Source organism: Streptomyces sp. NPDC051987, from assembly GCF_040680735.1.
In the GTDB taxonomy this organism is placed as follows: domain Bacteria; phylum Actinomycetota; class Actinomycetes; order Streptomycetales; family Streptomycetaceae; genus Streptomyces.
Map to the genome: position 1 here is coordinate 47,978 of NZ_JBFAXI010000022.1, position 15,626 is coordinate 63,603.

Genomic DNA, 15,626 nt, shown 5'->3' on the forward strand with positions numbered 1-15,626 from the left:
GCCCCCCGTCGCCTCCAGCTCCGCCCACCCCGGGAGGCGCCGTCCTGGCCCGGCCGCGCCGTGACGCACCCCCAACTCGTCCAGTATGGCGGCCTATCGCCCGACTTTGTACGGTGCGGGGCGCGCGTCCGGGCCGAGCCTCGCCATGGCCCGCAGGATGTGTTTGGGCGGGAGTTGCCAGCGCAGACGTGCGGGAACACAGCGCAGCAGGGTGCCGGTGGCGCGCAGCCGGCGGGTGACGACGGCTGGTTCCGGCGCCGGCCTGCCGTACAACGCGTGGGCGTACGGCGGCAGGGCGGCGTACGCGAGGTCGGCCACGCGCCGCCACAGCACCTCGCGCGCCGGTACCAGAAGGGGGTGCGTGGGCGGGCGGAGCAGGAAGTCGTCCACCACGCGCGCGTCGGCCCCGGCGGCGAGCAGCGGCCGTACCTGCTCGAAGTAGGCGGCCAGCTCCGCGCGGTCGCCCGGCACCTCGGCGGGGTCGAGGCCCACCAGGCGGGCGCTGACCCGGTGTTCGGCGAGGTAGCGGTCGGCCTGGGCGTCGGTGAGCGGGAAACCTGAGCGGCGGACGACGTGCAGATACGAGTCGATCTCGGCGCAGTGCACCCACAGCAGCAGGTCGGGCTCGTCCACGCCGTAGCGTTCGCCGGTGTCCGGGTCCGTCGCGCCGAGCATGCTGTGGATCTTGCGGATCCGGGCCCCGGCCCGCTCGGCGGCCTCGCTGGTGCCGTAGGTCGTGGTGCCGACGAAGTGGGCGGTGCGCATCAGCCGGCCCCAGGCGTCGCGCCGGAAGTCGGAGTTCTCCAGCACGCCGCGGACCGCGCGCGGGTGCAGCGCCTGCAGGTAGAGCGCGCGGATGCCGGCGACCCACATCATCGGGTCGCCGTGCATCTGCCAGGTCACGGAGTCGGGGGTGAAGAGCCCGGCGTCACCGTCCATACCGGCAGGCTAACGCCGCACCCGTGGCATCCCCAGCCCGATCCAGGAGATGATCTCGCGCTGGATCTCGTTGTTGCCGCCGCCGAAGGTGAAGATGACCGCCGAGCGGTAGCCGCGTTCCAGGTCGCCGTGGAGGACCGCGCCCGCCGAGCCCTCCTTCAGCGGTCCGGCCGCGCCGGCCACCTCCATCAGCCAGGCGTAGGCGTCGCGGCGGGCCTCGGAGCCGTAGACCTTGACGGCGGAGGCGTCCTGCGGAGTGAGGGTGCCCTCCTGGACGGCGGTCACCATCTGCCAGTTGAGGAGTTTCATGGCGTCCAGACGGGTGTGGGTGCGGGCGAGGTTGCGCCGCACCCAGGGCAGGTCGATGACGCGGCGGCCGTCGGAGAGCTTGGTCTCCATGGCCCAGCGCTGCACGTCGTGCAGGGCGCGGATGGCCATGGTGCCGTGGGCGGCGAGGGTGACCCGCTCGTGGTTGAGCTGGTTGGTGATCAGCCGCCAGCCGCGGTTCTCCTCGCCGACCCGGCGGGAGACGGGGACGCGGATGTTCTCGTAGTAGCTGGCCGTGGTGTCGTGCGAGGCGAGGGTGTTGATGACGGTGCAGGAGTAGCCGGGGTCGGTGGTCGGCACCAGGAGCATGGTGATGCCCTTGTGGGGCGGGGCCTCCGGATCGGTGCGGGTGGCGAGCCAGACCCAGTCGGCGGTGTCCCCGTTGGTCGTCCAGATCTTCTGTCCGTTGACGACGTACTCGTCGCCGTCCCGCACGGCCCGGGTCTTGAGGGCGGCGAGGTCGGTGCCGGCGTCGGGCTCGCTGTAGCCGATGGCGAAGTCGATCTCGCCGGAGAGGATGCGGGGCAGGAAGTAGGACTTCTGCTCGTCGGTGCCGTACTGCATGATCGTCGGACCGACGGTGTTCAGCGCCATCAGCGGGAGCGGTACGCCGGCCTGGGCGGCCTCGTCGAAGAAGATGAACTGTTCCATCGCGGTCAGGCCGCGGCCGCCGTACTCCTTGGGCCACCCGACGCCGAGCCAGCCGTCGGCGCCCAGCCGGCGGACGGTCTCGCGGTAGAAGCGTTTCTGCGCGGCCGGGTCGGCATACCGGGCGTAGGCGTTGTCCGGCACCAGGCCGGCGAAGTAGGCGCGCAGTTCGGTGCGCAGCCGCTGCTGCTCGGGCGTGTGGTCGAGGTGCACGGCGCCTCCAGGCTCCCCAAGGGCGGTCCTGACGGCGCACACCGTAGAACGTGTTTCAGAAATTGGGAATGGCGGCGGCCCGTCGGGACCGCCGTCAGGACCGGCCGGGGTCCGGTGGGTCGGCGGCACGCGGTCCGGCGGGAACTCTCGGAGCGGAATCCAGAGGCGTCCACCTCCTCGTGCCCGGTGACGAACCGGCGACGGTGCCGCCGGTTCCAGCGGTTTTCCGGGGCTGGAGCCCCGGCGGGTCAGCCGAGTGCCGCCATGAAGTCCGTGCAGGCCACGGCGCACGCCCGGCAGGCGGCCGCGCTCGGCTCGGCGCCCGGTCGGGCGTCGAAGGCGTGGGCGCAGTCGAGGCACACGGCACGGCACCACTCCAGCTGGACGCGCAGAGCGGCCGCGTCCTGGCCGGTCTCCTCGGTCAGGGCCCGGCAGGTGGCGTCGCAGACCTCCGCACACATGATGCCCGTGCGGCGCAGCCGATCCGCCTCGGCGCCTCCGCCCGGATCCAGCGCTCCGGCACGGATCGCGCACATCCGGGCGCAGTCCGTGCACGCCTGCGCGCATGTGAACCGGTCCTCCAGGAACCGGTAACGGTCCTGCAGAGAAGACGTCCCAGTCATGCGGCCCGGGTAACCGGTAGGCGGCGCGGGCAAACGGCCGCGGCCCGGAGCGGGCGGGGGTCAGGCCTGTTCGGCGCGGACGATCACCACCGGGCATGTGGCGTGCTGGGCCACCTGATGGCTGACGGAACCGAGCAGGGCGCGGGCGAACCCGCCCCGGCCTCGGCTGCCGACGACCAGCGCCTCGGCACCCGCCGCGGCCCGCAACAGCACGTCGGTGGTGTTGCCGTGCACCAGGTGGGAACGGACCGAGTCCGCCGCGTCCGCGCCGAGCACGTCGGTCAGCTCCTGCCGCATCCGGTCCCGGGCCTCCTCGGCGTCGAGGTCCATGTCCACGGCGGGGCCCGACCATCCGTACAGCCCCGGCAGCTCCCACACGGCGACCGCCTCCACGACCGCGCCGACCAGGCGGGCGTACCGCAGGGCCCAGCGCAGGGCCGCGTACGAGGACGGTGACCCGTCGACGCCGACCACGACCCGGCGCTCGGTGACGTCCGTGTCCATGCGTTCCACCTCTCCTCGGGCGTTCGGCCGGCCCTCTTCTCCACGCTGCGCGACGGGCGGCCGCACCGCCAGAGAAGGGCGGCCGGCGGCATGACCCGGCCCGCCGGCCGCCCGCGCGTGGCGGGCACCGCGAAGTGCGGGCCGGTCGGCCCTGGTGGCACGGGCGTTCCCGTGGTGTGCTGGAGGTGACGGGAAGGACCCGCAGTGACGCGGAGAAGCGGCCGGGCGGCGGTCGCGCACCGCGCAATCAGGATCCGCGAGAAGCGGATGCCGTCCTTCCCGCCCTCTCGCGATCGGCGGATCCGAGGAGGCGACGATGCACGACAGCCCGCACACCGTCGGCGACGTGATGACCCGCGCCCCCGTCGCCGTCGGCCGCGACGCGCCGTTCAAGGACGTCGTCGCGCTGATGGACCGGTGGAAGGTCAGCGCCCTGCCCGTGCTGGAGCGCGAGGAGGGGGCGGAAGGCGGAGGCAGGGTGATCGGCTTCGTGTCCGAGGCCGACCTCACCAGGCCCGGCGGGTTGACCGCCGGGGAGCTGATGAACGCGCCCGCGGTGACCGTGCGCGCCGACGCCACCGTGGCGGAGGCGGCGCGGCTCATGGCCCGGCGCGGTGTCAGACGGCTCCCCGTCGTGGACGACCGGGGCGTGCTCCAGGGCATCGTCAGCCGGGCGGACCTGCTCAAGGTGTTCCTGCGCGCGGACGAGGAGCTGACCGAGAAGGTGCGCCGGGAGGTCGTCGACCGCCTGTTCCCGCTCTCCGCCGACCACATCCGGGTCGACGTCGCCGAGGGGGTCGTCACCCTGAGCGGCTGGATCGACAGCCCGGCTCCGGCGCCGGTCGCCGAACGGCTGACCCGCGCCGTGGAGGGCGTGGTCGACGTCCACTGCCACCTCTGCCCGGTCTCGGTGCGCGACACCCCGCACTGACTCCTGTCACCGGCTGCGCACGACAGGCCACCCATTGCATCCGATTTGCACCGTTACGAGAAGGGTATCCCTTGGCTATGAGTACGGAACCGATGCAGCTGGCCGCTCCCAGCGGCGTACTGAGTCTCGCGCTCTTCCTGGTGGCCGTGGCCGTGCTGGCGTTGCTCGCCGGGGGCTTCTGGCTGGGCAACCGGGTCAAGTACCGCGAGTCGCCCCGGCCGCGCCCCGACGAGCAGCCGAAGCTGCCACCGGAGGGTCCTGTGCGCGAGATCCGGGAGAACCGCGAGTCCGAGGAGATCCCGCTGATGCCCAAGGGCGGCCGTCCGCTCACCCCGTACGAACTCAGCAACCAGCAGACCAGGCCGAGCACGTCGAAGGACCGGCCGCGCTGGAGCAGGGGCTCCAGCGGCTCGTTCGGCGGCGGCGGGCTCGGCGCCCACTGAGCCTGGCACGAGCCTGGTCACTCCTGAACGCTCCTAGGGCGTCCGGTGGCCCGCGTCGAGGCGACCGACGTGGGCCACGTTCCCGAGGTCCTCGGCGTCCTGGCTCGGCACGGCCGTGAACCAGGCGTCGAGGATCTCCTTGAGCACCGGCTGCGAGGTCAGGCGCAGGCTGAGCGCGAGGACGTTCGCGTCGTTCCAGCGGCGGGCGCCGTCGGCGGTGTAGGCGTCGGCGCACAGGGCGGCGCGCACGCCGGGCACCTTGTTGGCGGCGATCGAGGCGCCGGTGCCGGTCCAGCAGCACACCACGGCCTGGTCGGCGGCGCCGGTGGCGACATCACGGGCGGCCGCCTCCGAGCAGACGGCCCACTGGGGGTCGGCCCCGGGTTGCAGCGCGCCGTACGTCCGCACGTCGTGGCCGCGGCTGCGCAGCTCCTCGACGAGGAGACGGGCGACGGGTTCGTCCATGTCGGAGGAGACGGAGATCCGCATGCCCGCGAGCCTAGCCGCTGACCGGCGGCGCCGCGGCGTCCGTGCGGGCCTCGATCGCGGTGAGCACCGAGGACATGTCGAGGCGGGCGTTGCCCAGCCGTACGCTCTCGCCGTAGAGCTCGCTGCTGAGGTCGAGCAGGGGGGTGGCGATGCCGGCCGCGCGGGCCGCGTCGGCGATCAGCCGGGTGTTGGCGTAGGCGTCGGCGGTGGCGGCCTGCACCGTGAAGTCGTGGGCCGCGAGCATCGGGACCTTGACCCTGGTGATGCCGCTGCCCAGCTGGCCGGAGTCGACGACGGTGCGGAAGACCTCCAGGTCCAGGCCCTGCCGCTGGGCGAAGTGCACGGACTCGGCCAGTGCCGCGAGCGTCGTGTCCAGGTACAGGTTGACGGCCAGTTTCATGAGGACGCCCGACCCGGCCGGACCGCAGTAGACGGTCTCCCGGCACAGGGGGGCGAGCAGCGGCCGCACCTCCGCCACCGCGTCCGGGTCGCCGCCGAGCATCGCGACCAGTTCGCCCGCCTCGGCCGGCCTGCGCGAACCGGAGACCGGCGCCTCGACGAAACGGCCGGCGGCGGCCTCGATGTCGGCGGCGAGCCGCCGCGCGTACTCCGGTGCCGTGGAGCCCGTCGACACGAGGAGCCGGCCGGCGACCAGCTTCGCGAACTCCGGGCCGCCCCGGCCGAGGACGGTGTCCGTCACCGTCTCGTCGAGGAGCATGACGAACACGACACGGGCGCGGGCGAAGACCTCCTCGACGCTCGCCGCCACCCGCGCCCCGGCCGCCCGCAGCGCCTCCGCCCGCTCGGGCGTCCGGTTCCACACGACGAGCGGCGTGCCGGCCCGGGCGAGGTTGAGCGCCATGGGCTGCCCCATCACGCCGAGCCCGACGAAGCCGTACATCGGATCACCGGCGCCGCGGGTGGCTTGCGTCATCGTCGCCCTCCTGGTGGTCGTGCGGTGGATGCGGATCACCGGCACTGTACGGCGCACGGTGAGCGGCGCGGTCAGCGGCCGCGCGCCGCCGGAGTCCGGTGGAGGGGCATGGTGGAGGCGCATGGTGGAGGGGCCCGGCCTTCGGCCGATCGGCCGTTCGCGCGGCGCGCCTCGGGGGAACGGGCGGGCGTCGGCGGAGGATCAGAGGGACGGACGGCCCCTGGACGGGCCGCCCGACAGACCTCACCCTCTGCGAAGGCCCCCGCGATGCACCTCCTCGACGCCCCGCTGTTCCGGCTGTCCGAGCGCGACGGCAGTCCCCGCGTTCCCCGGGCGGCGGTGTGACCGCCGCGCCGGGCGGCGGCCGCTACGGCGAGGCCGTCTTCCGTCCCGGACAGGCCGGTGAGGGCCGGCGCATCGACGTCGGCGCCCTCGTCTACGACGACATCACCGTGGCGCGGCTGCGGGCGCTGGGCGCCGGGCCGGGGTGGCGCTGCCTCGACGTCGGGGCCGGTACCGGCACGGTCGCGGGCCGGCTGCTGGACGAGGCCGGGGTGGAGAGCGTGCTCGCCGTGGACCGTGACGTACGGTTCCTCCGCGAGCGGCCCGGACTGGACGTGCGGGAGGCCGACATCACCGCCGGACTCGCCGCCCCGGACCTGGTCCCCGGCCGGTTCCGGCTCGTCCACGCGCGCTTCGTGCTGATGCACCTGCCCGAGCACGAACGTCTGATCGCCACGCTGGCCGAGCTCGTCGCGCCCGGCGGTGTCCTGGTGCTCGGCGACGCGGTGGACCTGACGAGCGACCGGACGCCCGACACTCCGTACACGACGGTGATGCGGGCCATGTGGCGGGGGCTGCGGGCGGCCATCGGCACGGACGTCTCCTGGGTGCCGTCGTATCCGCAGTTGCTGCGCGGTGCGGGACTCGGGTCCGTGGCCGCCGAGATCCATGTGCCGCCGCTGCTGCCGGGCAGTCCCGCCAGCCGTTTCTGGGCGGACACCTGGGAGCGGAGCCGGGCGGCGATGCTCGCCACCGGCCTGGTCGACGACGCGGCCGTGGACGCGGGGATCCGGTACCTGGAATCCGAGGAGTGCGCCGCGCTGTCGGCCGGCATGCTCACCGCCTGGGGCTGGAAGGCCGACGACGGCTCCGCCCCCTGAGCGGAGGGAACCCGGTCAGCGGGCCGGGGCGGCGGCTCGGCGTCGGGTCTCCGCGAGGTGGAGGTCGAGGTAGTTGGTGAGTGACAGGGCGTCCTGGGCGCTGTCAGCGCGGAGGGTGACGCGGCGGAGCAGGCCGACGCCGTCGAGCGTGACACCTTCCCGGGCGAGGACGAAGACCAGGGCGAGGAACGCGGAGCGGGCGTTCCCGTCGTCGAAGGGGTGGAAGAAGCACACGTCGAGGTAGGCGCGGGCGGCACGGGCGGTCAGTGCGAGCGGCGCTCCCCCGTCCTCGGCGCTGCCGACGCCCCCGGCGCTCCGGGCGCTCCCGGCGCTCCGGGCGCTCCCGGCGAGGCAGGCGTCGAGGCGGGCCCGGGTGTCCGGGGCGATGCCGTAGTGCTCCCGGCCGCGCTTGGCGAAGGCCGGCAGGGTGCGGAACGCGGGCGGCGTTGCGGTGCCCAGGACGTGCTGCTGCCAGCTCCGCAGCAGTTCGAAGTCGAGCGGCGCGCCGTGCGCCGCGTCGGCCCGGAGCCGTTCGAGCGCGGCCAGCAGCCCCTCGGCCCGCGCGGAGTCCAGGGCGCGGTCGAAGACGCGGATGTCCTCGGCCGCGCCGTCGCGCGTCGGTGTCACCGGCCCTTCCCCGCCTCGGTTGGCGGCCTCCTGCCAGGCCACGGTCTCCCGTACGGCGAGCCACCGTGCCAGGTGGTCGACGGCCGGCCCCGCGGGCGACCGGGGTCCGCGGGACGGCGGCAGCGCCTGCGCGAGGCGCTCCGCGATGTCGTCGACCAGCACGTTGTCCGGGGTGGTCCAGCTGCGGAACCGCCCGCCGACCGCCTCGTCGACCAGATCGCGCGCGTTGTCCGGGGCGAATCCCCACCGGTCGAGGAACCAGCGGAGCACCTGCTCGCAGTGCCCGTGCCAGCCGCTGCCGCAACCGGTACGGTCGACGACCTGCAGGATCAGGTTCCGTGCGGCCCGTTCCCACAGGATCCGCTGGTCTTCGATGTCCGCCGGATCCAGCGGGTACGCCTCGAACCGCCCGGCGAGGCTCTCCAGCCATGACCGCCACTCGCGCAGCGCCGCGACGACCCGGTCCAGCGTCTCCTCGGGGGTCGTGATCGAGTCCCGCGGGCAGCACCAGCTGCCGACGGGACCGCCGTCGAGGTCCCCTTCGTCGTGCGCCCAGCGCCAGCCCACGGCCCAGCGGCCGTAACGCTCCATCAGCGCGTACGACACGGCGGTCGCCCAGAGAGCGCCCTCGCCATGGCTCCAGGAACTCATCGCCGGATCGGCGCGCGACACGTCCGGGGGGCGCGGAACGCATCGGGCCGGACCGAGCGAGCGCACCACCCGCGCCGCCGCGGCGTGGTCGAACGGATGGCGGGCGGGGTCCGCCTCGTCCCAGGACAGGTCGAACGGCCACAGCACAGACTTCACGGCGCAAGCCTCCACGGCCGCCCCGCGACCGGGCAACCGCATTAAGTGTCCGGCGAGCTGCGGCGTACCGCGGTCAGCAGGGCCTACGCGGTCGCAGCAGCCTCGCGGCTCCGCGCGGTCGATGCGTGCGGGACTCTTGACGTCACTCCTATGACTGCGTAGACATGACTACGCAGACATGACAGCGCAGTCAGCCGACCGCACATGACGTGACGGGGCCCGATCCAGTGGTCGGGCGGTCACCGGGAGATGCCATGGCACAAGGGACGGGACGCGGCAGGAGCACTGCCGCGCCGCGCAGTGTGGACGTGGCACGGCTGGCCGGTGTCTCGCAGAAGACCGTCTCGCGGGTCCTCAACGACGAGCCGTACGTCTCCGAGGACGTGCGCCGGCGGGTGCTCGACGCCGCCGAACGGCTCGGCTACCGACGCAACGACGCGGCCCGCGCGCTGGCCTCCGGACGCACCCGCTCGATCGGCGTGGTGACGCTGGGCACGGCCCTGTACGGACCCGCCTCGCTGCTCATGGGCGTCGAGCGGGTCGTCCGGGACACGGGCTACGCCCTGCGCGTGGTCAACACGGTGGAGGGCGACCCGGCGGGCCTCTCCGGTGCCGTGGACTCGCTCCTCGACCAGGGCGTGGACGGCATCGTCATCTCCGAACCCATCGACGAGCAGGGGGACGTGTCCCTGCGCGTCGACGTGCCGGTCCTCGTCATGGGCGCCCCGCCCCCGGTCACCGCACCGACCGTGCTGACCGCCGGGAACGGCGCCGACCTGATGGCCCGCATCGCCACCGGACACCTGCTGGGAATCGGGCATGTGACGGTCCATCACCTCGCCGGACCGCAACGCTGGTACGCCGCCCGGGACCGGCTGGAGGGCTGGCGGGCCGCCCTGACCGCGGAGGGCCGGGAGGTGCCGCCTGTCGCCGGGGGTGACTGGTCGGCCGCCTCCGGGTACGCGGCGGGGCGCGAACTCGCCGCCGACGACCGGGTGACCGCGGTCTTCTCCGCCAACGACGACATGGCGATCGGCCTGGTCCGCGCGCTGTCGGAGGCAGGCCGGCGGGTGCCGGAGGACGTCAGCGTGGTCGGTTTCGACGACATCCCGGTCGCCGCCTATGTGACTCCCCCGCTCACCACGGTGCGCCAGCCCTTCGACGCCGTGGCGCAGGAGGGTCTCAAACGCCTGGTGCACGCCATCGAGAATCCGGCGGCCGATCCGCTGCCGGCGAGCGGGCCGCCGGTCGACCTCATCGTCCGCGCCTCGACCGCGCCACCGCCCGGCCGCAGCACATCGGCCCACGGCCGGCGCAGCCCGGCAGCAGGTGCCGCGTCCGGTCCGGCAACCACTCCGGCAACCGGTCCGGCCTCGGCGAACGGGGGTGTGACCGCGCCCAACTGACCTGCCGTCCGGCCACCCCGCCCCCCATTCGCCGAGTTGCGCTCCGCGGCGACCGGTCGGCCTTCCCCCCGGTGCTCGGCGCGGTCATGGTCCCGACCACGGCGGCCTTCCTGCTGCTCCAGCGGTACCGGCAGAACGGCCTGGCGGCCGGCGGCGTCAAGCCGTGACCACCCCCACTCTCCTTCGGAGGTCTCCTTCATGGCGGCTCTGCCTGCCCGTGTCCTGTTCGGTGCCGCGTACTACCACGAGTACCAGCCGTACGAGCGTCCCGCCGAACGCCTCAAGACCGACCTCGACCTGATGGCCGACGCGCATGTCACCGTGATCCGGGTCGGCGAGTCGGTCTGGTCGACCTGGGAGCCGGACAACGGCCGCTTCGACCTGGACTGGCTGCAGCCGGTCCTCGACGGCGCCCACGAGCGCGGCATCTCCGTCGTCCTGGGGACACCGACGTACGCCGTCCCGCCGTGGCTGGCCCGGCAGTACCCGGAGATCACCGGCGAGCGGCGCACCGGTGAACGGATCGGCTGGGGTGCCCGGCAGGAGGTGGACTTCACCCACCCGGCGTTCCGGTTCCACGCCGAGCGGGTGATCCGCCGCATCGTCGCCCGGTACGCCGGCCACCCGGCGGTGATCGGCTTCCAGGTCGACAACGAACCGGGCAACGAACTCCTGCACAACCACGGCGTCTTCCAGCGCTTCGTCGACCACCTCCGCGAGAAGTACGGCGACGTGGAGACCCTCAACCGGGAGTGGGGCCTGGTCTACTGGTCGCACCGGCTGTCCACCTGGGCCGACCTGTGGACGCCGGACGGCAACGCCCAGCCGCAGTACGACGTCGCGTGGCGGGAGTTCCAGGCCCGTCAGGTCACCGAGTTCATCGGCTGGCAGGCGGACATCGTCCGTGAGTACGCCCACCCGGAACAGTTCGTCACCACCTGCGTCTCCTACACCCGGCCCGCGGTCGAGGACGACGAGCTGACCGACCGCCTCGACGTCGCCGCCGGCAACCCGTACTACGACATGCAGGACGGGCTGCTGCTGCCCGACCCCGCGCCCGACGGCCACGAGCAGCAGTGGAAGACCACCGGCGTGTGGTCGCTGTACCGGACCGCCGACTGGATGTTCTCCTCCCGGCAGGCGCCGTTCCTGGTCACCGAGACCAACGCCGGCTCGATCGGCTTCCCCTGGGACAACCGGCCCGCCTACGACGGCCAGTGGCGGCAGGCCGCCTGGGCGCTCGTCGGACGCGGCGCCCGCATGATCGAGTACTGGCACTGGCACACGCTGCACTTCGGCGCGGAGACCTACTGGGGCGGCATCCTGCCCCACACCGGCCGGCCCGGCCGCACCTACGCCGAACTCGCCCGCCTGGGCGCGGAGTTCGAGACCGCGGGCGCACTCGTCGCCGGTCTGGAGCCGGACGCCGACCTCACGCTGGTGTACTCGACGCCGAGCAAGTGGCTGATGCAGAAGTACCCGCCGCTCGCCAGGCCCGACGGCGAACCCGACCCGGCCGCCTACCACCGCCTCTTCGACCCCTTCTACCGGGGCGCGTTCGAGGCGGGCCGCCAGGTACGCATCGTGCACGCCCGGCAGCTGCACGATCCGTCCGGGGAACGGGAGGGCCTGTCCCCCGAGGAGGCGGTGCGCCGGCATCCGGTCCTGGTCGCGCCGGGGCTGTACCTCGCCGCCGACGCGACCCTCGACTGGCTCGCGGCCTACGCCCGGGCCGGCGGCCATCTGGTCCTCGGCCCGCGCACCGGCTACGCCGACCAGGAGGCCCGGGCCCGCACCGAACCGGCCCCGGGCCGCCTCACGGACGCGGCGGGGGTGTCGTACGACGAGTTCAGCAACCTGTTGGCAGAGGTGCCGGTGCGGTCGGCGCCCGGCGGTCCGCTCCGGCTGCCCGAGGGCGCCACGGCGACCCGCTGGGCGGAGTGCCTGACCGTCACCGACGCCGAGGTCCTCGTCACCTACGACCACCCGCACTTCGGCCGCTGGCCCGCCGTCACCACCCGCCGGCACGGTGCGGGCCGGATCACCTGCGTCGGCACGGTGCCCGGCCGGGACCTCGCCCGGACGCTGGCCGCGTGGCTCGCCCCGGCCCCCGGCCACGGGTGGCGGGACCTGCCCGCGCCGGTCACCGCGACGACCGGTACCTCGGCCGACGGGCGCCGCGTCCACATCGTCCACAACTGGAGCTGGCAGACCACCGGCGTCGCGGCCCCGACGCACCTCACCGACGTCCTCGCCGGTACGTCCCTCGCCGCGGGCGCCACCCTGACCCTCGGCCCGTGGGACGTCCGTGTCCTCGTCTCCGCCGACCTCGGCTGACCGCCCGAGAGGCCGTCCGGAGAAGAAGAGCCGCACGCGCACGGCGGGCCGTTCCTCGACCAGCCGCGCCCGCCCTCGGGCGGGCGCGGACCGCATCTGCGCAGAAGCGACACACAGGCTGCACACTGCCTGGCCAAAGGCTCGCTACCGTTCTGGCCGTTCGATACCACGTACGAACGAGTTCAGGCCAGGGCTCATGAGGCCGCTGGCGCAGTCGAGTCAGGAAGACCGCGGATGGACTACTGCGCATCGTGCCGTCGGCACCTCAACGGCGCCCTGGCGTGCCCCGGATGCGGCACCTACGCCCCGGACCTCGCGGTACGCGCCGCCGCCGCTCCGGCGGTGACCGGCGCCGCGTCCTGGCAGACCCCGGCCGACACCACGTGGCTCGACACGGACGCCCGTCCCGAAGGAGCGGCCGAGGGCGACGGCCCGGACGTCGCCCCCGTGGCCGCACCGGCGGGCCGGGCGGCTCGGCGCCGTCAGCGGGCCCGGTGGAAGAAGAACCAGCGGCGGGCCGTGGTGGCCACCGCGGTCGCACTGGTCGGCGGCGGGCTGACCGTCGCCTCCCTGGACCGGCAGGGCGCCGACCGGGCACAGGCGGCCACGGCCCCGGACAACCGACCCATGGGCCTCGCCGACGAGCCGGTCAAGGACACCGGCCCGGCCGCGTCGGCGCCGACCGGCCGCCACCGCGCCCCGGACCGGACGACCTCCGCCCGCGCGGTGACGGCGAACGCCCCGCACGCGCAGAGCACCGGCGTGCCGCAGGCCACGTCGGTGCCCGGCCAGGACAGCGCCACCTCGCCGACGCGCACGACGGTCTCCGCCGCCCGGCCCCGGTCCGCCGCCCCGGGGTCCGGCACCGCCGTCGGCACGGCGACGTCGACGACCGCCACGCCCACGCCCGCCCCCAGCGCCACCACGTCGGCCTCCGCCGCAGGCTCGTCGGCGTCGCCGGCGAGCCCCGCTCCGACCACGACCACGGCCGCGACCTCACCCTCGCAGCTCTGCCTGCTGGTCGTCTGCATCGGCTGACTCCGGTCGTCTGCATCGGCTGACTCCCGTCCGCGGTGCCGCCGCGCCCCGCCCCGTCCGCTCGTCGCCTTCCAGGGGTGCGGCACCGGCTCGCGGAGACACTGGTGGCCGTGGAGGGCGCCGAGGCCGCCCACTCGGCGGCCGGGGACGCCTGAGGTCGCTGCCGGCCAAGGCGGCGGCCCGGACAGGCCGCGCCGACCGCGGCCCGGCACTGCCAAGTGCTCGGCGGGACGGGGTCCACCGCCGTGCACCCGCTGCACCGGCACGTCCTCCGGGCCCTCGCACTGGACGGACTCCTCGGCAGCGCACGGGAGTTGACGCGCGAGGCCAGGGCGCGGGCGCGGACGAAGGGCACCGCGCCCCGGCGACTCACCAGGGCAGCCGGCCGTTGACGTCGAAGTAGCCGCCGGTCGGTCCGTCCGGGCCGATCTGCGCCATCCTCACAATGATCTCTGCGCCCTGCTCGACGGTCTGCGTGCCCGTGTTGCCGTTCAGGTCGGTCTTGGTGAAGCCGGGCTCGACGGAGTTGATCCGCATGGCAGGGAACGCCTTCGCGAACTGCACGGTGAGCATGTTGACCGCCGTCTTGGATGTCGGGTACGCGATGCCCGGGTAGAAGTGGGCGGGATGGGCGGGGTCGGAGAGGGCCGTCAGTGAGGCCAGGCCGCTGCTGACGTTGACCACGACCGGCGCGGCGGAGCGCTGCAGCAGGGGCAGGAAGGCGTGCAGGACGCGCACGACTCCGAAGACGTTGGTCTCGAAGGTGGTGCGCATCTGGTCGGCGGTGACGGACTCGGCCGTGGGCACCCTGTTGTCCGGCGTCCTGGTCTCGATCCCGGCGTTGTTGATCAGGACGTCGAGCCCGCCGTCGGCCGCGACGGTCCTGGCCGCGGCTTCCACGGAGGCGTCGTCGGTGACGTCGAGCAGGACGAACCGGGCGCCCAGCTCCTGCGCGGCCCGGCGCCCACGCTCGGCGTCCCGGGCCCCGATGTACACGGTGTGACCTGCGGCGATGAGCTGGCGGGCGGTCTCGTAGCCGATGCCCTTGTTGGCTCCGGTGATGAGTGTTGTCGTCATGTCTCCACCCTGCGTCCCGGCCGCCGGATCAGCCAGCAGTCCCTTCTTCCTGGGACTGCCGGTACCAGGCACGGTGACGGGCGACGGTGTTGACTGGGGGCATGACGGCGACGGAACTGGGCCAGGCGCTGCGGCGTTGGCGGGACCGCGTTCCCCCGGACGCGGCCGGGCTGGCGGCGGGCGGCCGTCGCCGGACGGCGGGGCTGCGGCGCGAGGAACTGGCGCTGCTGGCCGGTGTCTCGGTCGACTACGTGACCCGCCTCGAACAGGGCCGGGCGGCCCACCCTTCCGTGCAGGTCGTCGAGGCGCTGGCCCGGGCGCTGCGGCTGTCCGCCGACGAGCGGACGTATCTCTTCGGGCTGGCGGGGCTGGTGCCGCCGGGTCCGGACATGGTGCCCGGGTACATCACACCCAGCGTGCAGCGGCTGCTGGACCGGCTGGCCGGCACGCCGGTGGCGGTCTCCGACGCGGCCATGACCCTGCTGGTGGCCAACCCGATGTACGCGGCGCTGATGGGCGACCCGTCCCAGCTGCGAGGCTTCCAGCGCAACGGCGTGTGGCGGAACTTCCTGGGCTGGCCGACCCGGGTGCGGCACACCCCGGAGGAACGGCGCGCCTTCGAGGCCGTCCTGGTAGCCGAGTTGCGCTCCACGGCCGCCCGTTATCCCGGCGACCGACAGCTGCGGCGGCTGATCGCCGAGGTGCGTGCGGGGAGCGAGCGGTTCGCGGAGCTGTGGGACGCCGGGGTCGTCGGCCGGCTCGAGGCCTCACGCAAGACGATCGAGCATCCGCAGGTGGGGCTGCTCACGCTGGACTGCGACCAGCTCCGGATCGAGGACCAGGACCTGCACATCCTCGTGTACTCGGCTGAGCCCGGCACCGAGGACGCCGAGAAACTGGCGCTGATCTCGGTGCTCGGCACGCAGAGCCTGGCCGAGTGGCGCTAGCGCGGCTTCTCCTTCGTCTCGTCCGGCTTCGCCCGAATCGGATGGCCGCTGACGCTCAGCGCGTTGCCGTGTCCGGTCCGGTGGGCGTCGAAGACGGACTGGAACGCGCATCGCGGCGATGCGTTCGGCGAGTGCCCGCAGGCCTCCCACCATCCGGGTGGTTGTGGCGCACA

Annotated in this window: 15 protein-coding genes; 7 read left to right on the forward strand and 8 right to left on the reverse strand. The window is 73.9% G+C overall.

Features of this window, described 5'->3' with window-relative positions; translation table 11 throughout:
- Positions 1-93: 93 nt before the first annotated feature.
- The 4 genes from AB0M11_RS14745 to AB0M11_RS14760 all read right to left on the reverse strand — a co-directional run bounded on the left by AB0M11_RS14745 (position 94) and on the right by AB0M11_RS14760 (position 3,254).
- A complete protein-coding gene (locus tag AB0M11_RS14745) occupies positions 94-939 on the reverse strand; it encodes an oxygenase MpaB family protein (RefSeq protein ID WP_365705165.1) in 846 nt (281 codons plus the stop codon).
- A gap of 9 nt (positions 940-948) precedes the next feature.
- Positions 949-2,127, reverse strand: coding sequence for an acyl-CoA dehydrogenase family protein (locus AB0M11_RS14750; protein ID WP_365705167.1), 1,179 nt, complete (start codon positions 2,125-2,127; stop codon positions 949-951).
- 248 nt (positions 2,128-2,375) lie between these two features.
- Complete coding sequence (locus tag AB0M11_RS14755) at positions 2,376-2,750, reverse strand: ferredoxin (protein WP_365705169.1); 375 nt, start codon at positions 2,748-2,750, stop codon at positions 2,376-2,378.
- A 60-nt stretch (positions 2,751-2,810) separates the two neighbouring features.
- Complete coding sequence (locus AB0M11_RS14760) at positions 2,811-3,254, reverse strand: universal stress protein (RefSeq protein ID WP_365705171.1); 444 nt, start codon at positions 3,252-3,254, stop codon at positions 2,811-2,813.
- A 316-nt stretch (positions 3,255-3,570) separates the two neighbouring features.
- Between AB0M11_RS14760 and AB0M11_RS14765 the strand changes: the two genes are divergently transcribed.
- Together AB0M11_RS14765 and AB0M11_RS14770 are read left to right on the forward strand one after the other, a co-directional pair.
- Complete coding sequence (locus AB0M11_RS14765; protein ID WP_365705173.1) at positions 3,571-4,185, forward strand: CBS domain-containing protein; 615 nt, start codon at positions 3,571-3,573, stop codon at positions 4,183-4,185.
- Positions 4,186-4,262: 77 nt separating this feature from the next.
- The gene (locus tag AB0M11_RS14770) at positions 4,263-4,628 is read left to right on the forward strand and encodes a DUF6479 family protein (protein WP_365705175.1); all 366 of its coding nucleotides are present in this window, start codon (positions 4,263-4,265) and stop codon (positions 4,626-4,628) included.
- 33 nt (positions 4,629-4,661) lie between these two features.
- Here the strand turns inward: AB0M11_RS14770 and AB0M11_RS14775 are convergent, their stop codons facing one another.
- Positions 4,662-5,117, reverse strand: a complete 456-nt coding sequence (locus AB0M11_RS14775; RefSeq protein WP_365705177.1) for an RpiB/LacA/LacB family sugar-phosphate isomerase — start codon at positions 5,115-5,117, stop codon at positions 4,662-4,664.
- Positions 5,118-5,127: 10 nt separating this feature from the next.
- Positions 5,128-6,051: an NAD(P)-dependent oxidoreductase gene (locus tag AB0M11_RS14780; protein ID WP_365705179.1), complete on the reverse strand. Its 924-nt coding sequence runs from the start codon at positions 6,049-6,051 to the stop codon at positions 5,128-5,130.
- Between the two features lie 341 nt (positions 6,052-6,392).
- On the opposite strand from AB0M11_RS14780, the gene AB0M11_RS14785 reads away from it, so the two are divergent.
- Entirely contained in the window at positions 6,393-7,214 is an 822-nt protein-coding gene (locus tag AB0M11_RS14785) for a methyltransferase domain-containing protein (protein ID WP_365705181.1), read from the forward strand.
- A gap of 15 nt (positions 7,215-7,229) precedes the next feature.
- Here AB0M11_RS14785 and AB0M11_RS14790 read toward each other — a convergent pair whose 3' ends face one another.
- On the reverse strand, positions 7,230-8,648 hold the full coding sequence (locus tag AB0M11_RS14790; RefSeq protein ID WP_365705183.1) for a cell filamentation protein Fic: 1,419 nt from the start codon (positions 8,646-8,648) through the stop codon (positions 7,230-7,232).
- A gap of 254 nt (positions 8,649-8,902) precedes the next feature.
- On the opposite strand from AB0M11_RS14790, the gene AB0M11_RS14795 reads away from it, so the two are divergent.
- The 3 genes from AB0M11_RS14795 to AB0M11_RS14805 all read left to right on the forward strand — a co-directional run bounded on the left by AB0M11_RS14795 (position 8,903) and on the right by AB0M11_RS14805 (position 13,429).
- Positions 8,903-10,054: a LacI family DNA-binding transcriptional regulator gene (locus tag AB0M11_RS14795; protein WP_365705185.1), complete on the forward strand. Its 1,152-nt coding sequence runs from the start codon at positions 8,903-8,905 to the stop codon at positions 10,052-10,054.
- 198 nt (positions 10,055-10,252) lie between these two features.
- Positions 10,253-12,391 (forward strand): beta-galactosidase, encoded by a 2,139-nt coding sequence (locus AB0M11_RS14800; protein ID WP_365705187.1) that lies wholly within the window; start codon positions 10,253-10,255, stop codon positions 12,389-12,391.
- A gap of 234 nt (positions 12,392-12,625) precedes the next feature.
- Positions 12,626-13,429 carry a hypothetical protein gene (locus tag AB0M11_RS14805; protein WP_365705189.1) on the forward strand — a complete coding sequence of 268 codons (804 nt, stop codon included), beginning with the start codon at positions 12,626-12,628 and terminating at the stop codon, positions 13,427-13,429.
- Positions 13,430-13,798: 369 nt separating this feature from the next.
- Here the strand turns inward: AB0M11_RS14805 and AB0M11_RS14810 are convergent, their stop codons facing one another.
- Positions 13,799-14,506: an SDR family oxidoreductase gene (locus tag AB0M11_RS14810; protein WP_365705191.1), complete on the reverse strand. Its 708-nt coding sequence runs from the start codon at positions 14,504-14,506 to the stop codon at positions 13,799-13,801.
- Positions 14,507-14,607: 101 nt separating this feature from the next.
- On the opposite strand from AB0M11_RS14810, the gene AB0M11_RS14815 reads away from it, so the two are divergent.
- The gene (locus AB0M11_RS14815) at positions 14,608-15,453 is read left to right on the forward strand and encodes a helix-turn-helix transcriptional regulator (RefSeq protein WP_365705193.1); all 846 of its coding nucleotides are present in this window, start codon (positions 14,608-14,610) and stop codon (positions 15,451-15,453) included.
- The last annotated feature ends 173 nt before the right edge of the window (positions 15,454-15,626 follow it).

Bases quoted from the DNA above. Each gene is read 5' to 3' on its own strand.
- AB0M11_RS14745 (WP_365705165.1), bottom strand. From the start codon at position 939: ATGGACGGTGACGCCGGGCTCTTCACCCCCGACTCCGTGACCTGGCAG.
- AB0M11_RS14755 (WP_365705169.1), bottom strand. From the start codon at position 2,750: ATGACTGGGACGTCTTCTCTGCAGGACCGTTACCGGTTCCTGGAGGAC.
- AB0M11_RS14760 (WP_365705171.1), bottom strand. From the start codon at position 3,254: ATGGACACGGACGTCACCGAGCGCCGGGTCGTGGTCGGCGTCGACGGG.
- AB0M11_RS14765 (WP_365705173.1), top strand. From the start codon at position 3,571: ATGCACGACAGCCCGCACACCGTCGGCGACGTGATGACCCGCGCCCCC.
- AB0M11_RS14770 (WP_365705175.1), top strand. From the start codon at position 4,263: ATGAGTACGGAACCGATGCAGCTGGCCGCTCCCAGCGGCGTACTGAGT.
- AB0M11_RS14775 (WP_365705177.1), bottom strand. From the start codon at position 5,117: ATGCGGATCTCCGTCTCCTCCGACATGGACGAACCCGTCGCCCGTCTC.
- AB0M11_RS14780 (WP_365705179.1), bottom strand. From the start codon at position 6,051: ATGACGCAAGCCACCCGCGGCGCCGGTGATCCGATGTACGGCTTCGTC.
- AB0M11_RS14795 (WP_365705185.1), top strand. From the start codon at position 8,903: ATGGCACAAGGGACGGGACGCGGCAGGAGCACTGCCGCGCCGCGCAGT.
- AB0M11_RS14800 (WP_365705187.1), top strand. From the start codon at position 10,253: ATGGCGGCTCTGCCTGCCCGTGTCCTGTTCGGTGCCGCGTACTACCAC.
- AB0M11_RS14805 (WP_365705189.1), top strand. From the start codon at position 12,626: ATGGACTACTGCGCATCGTGCCGTCGGCACCTCAACGGCGCCCTGGCG.
- AB0M11_RS14810 (WP_365705191.1), bottom strand. From the start codon at position 14,506: ATGACGACAACACTCATCACCGGAGCCAACAAGGGCATCGGCTACGAG.
- AB0M11_RS14815 (WP_365705193.1), top strand. From the start codon at position 14,608: ATGACGGCGACGGAACTGGGCCAGGCGCTGCGGCGTTGGCGGGACCGC.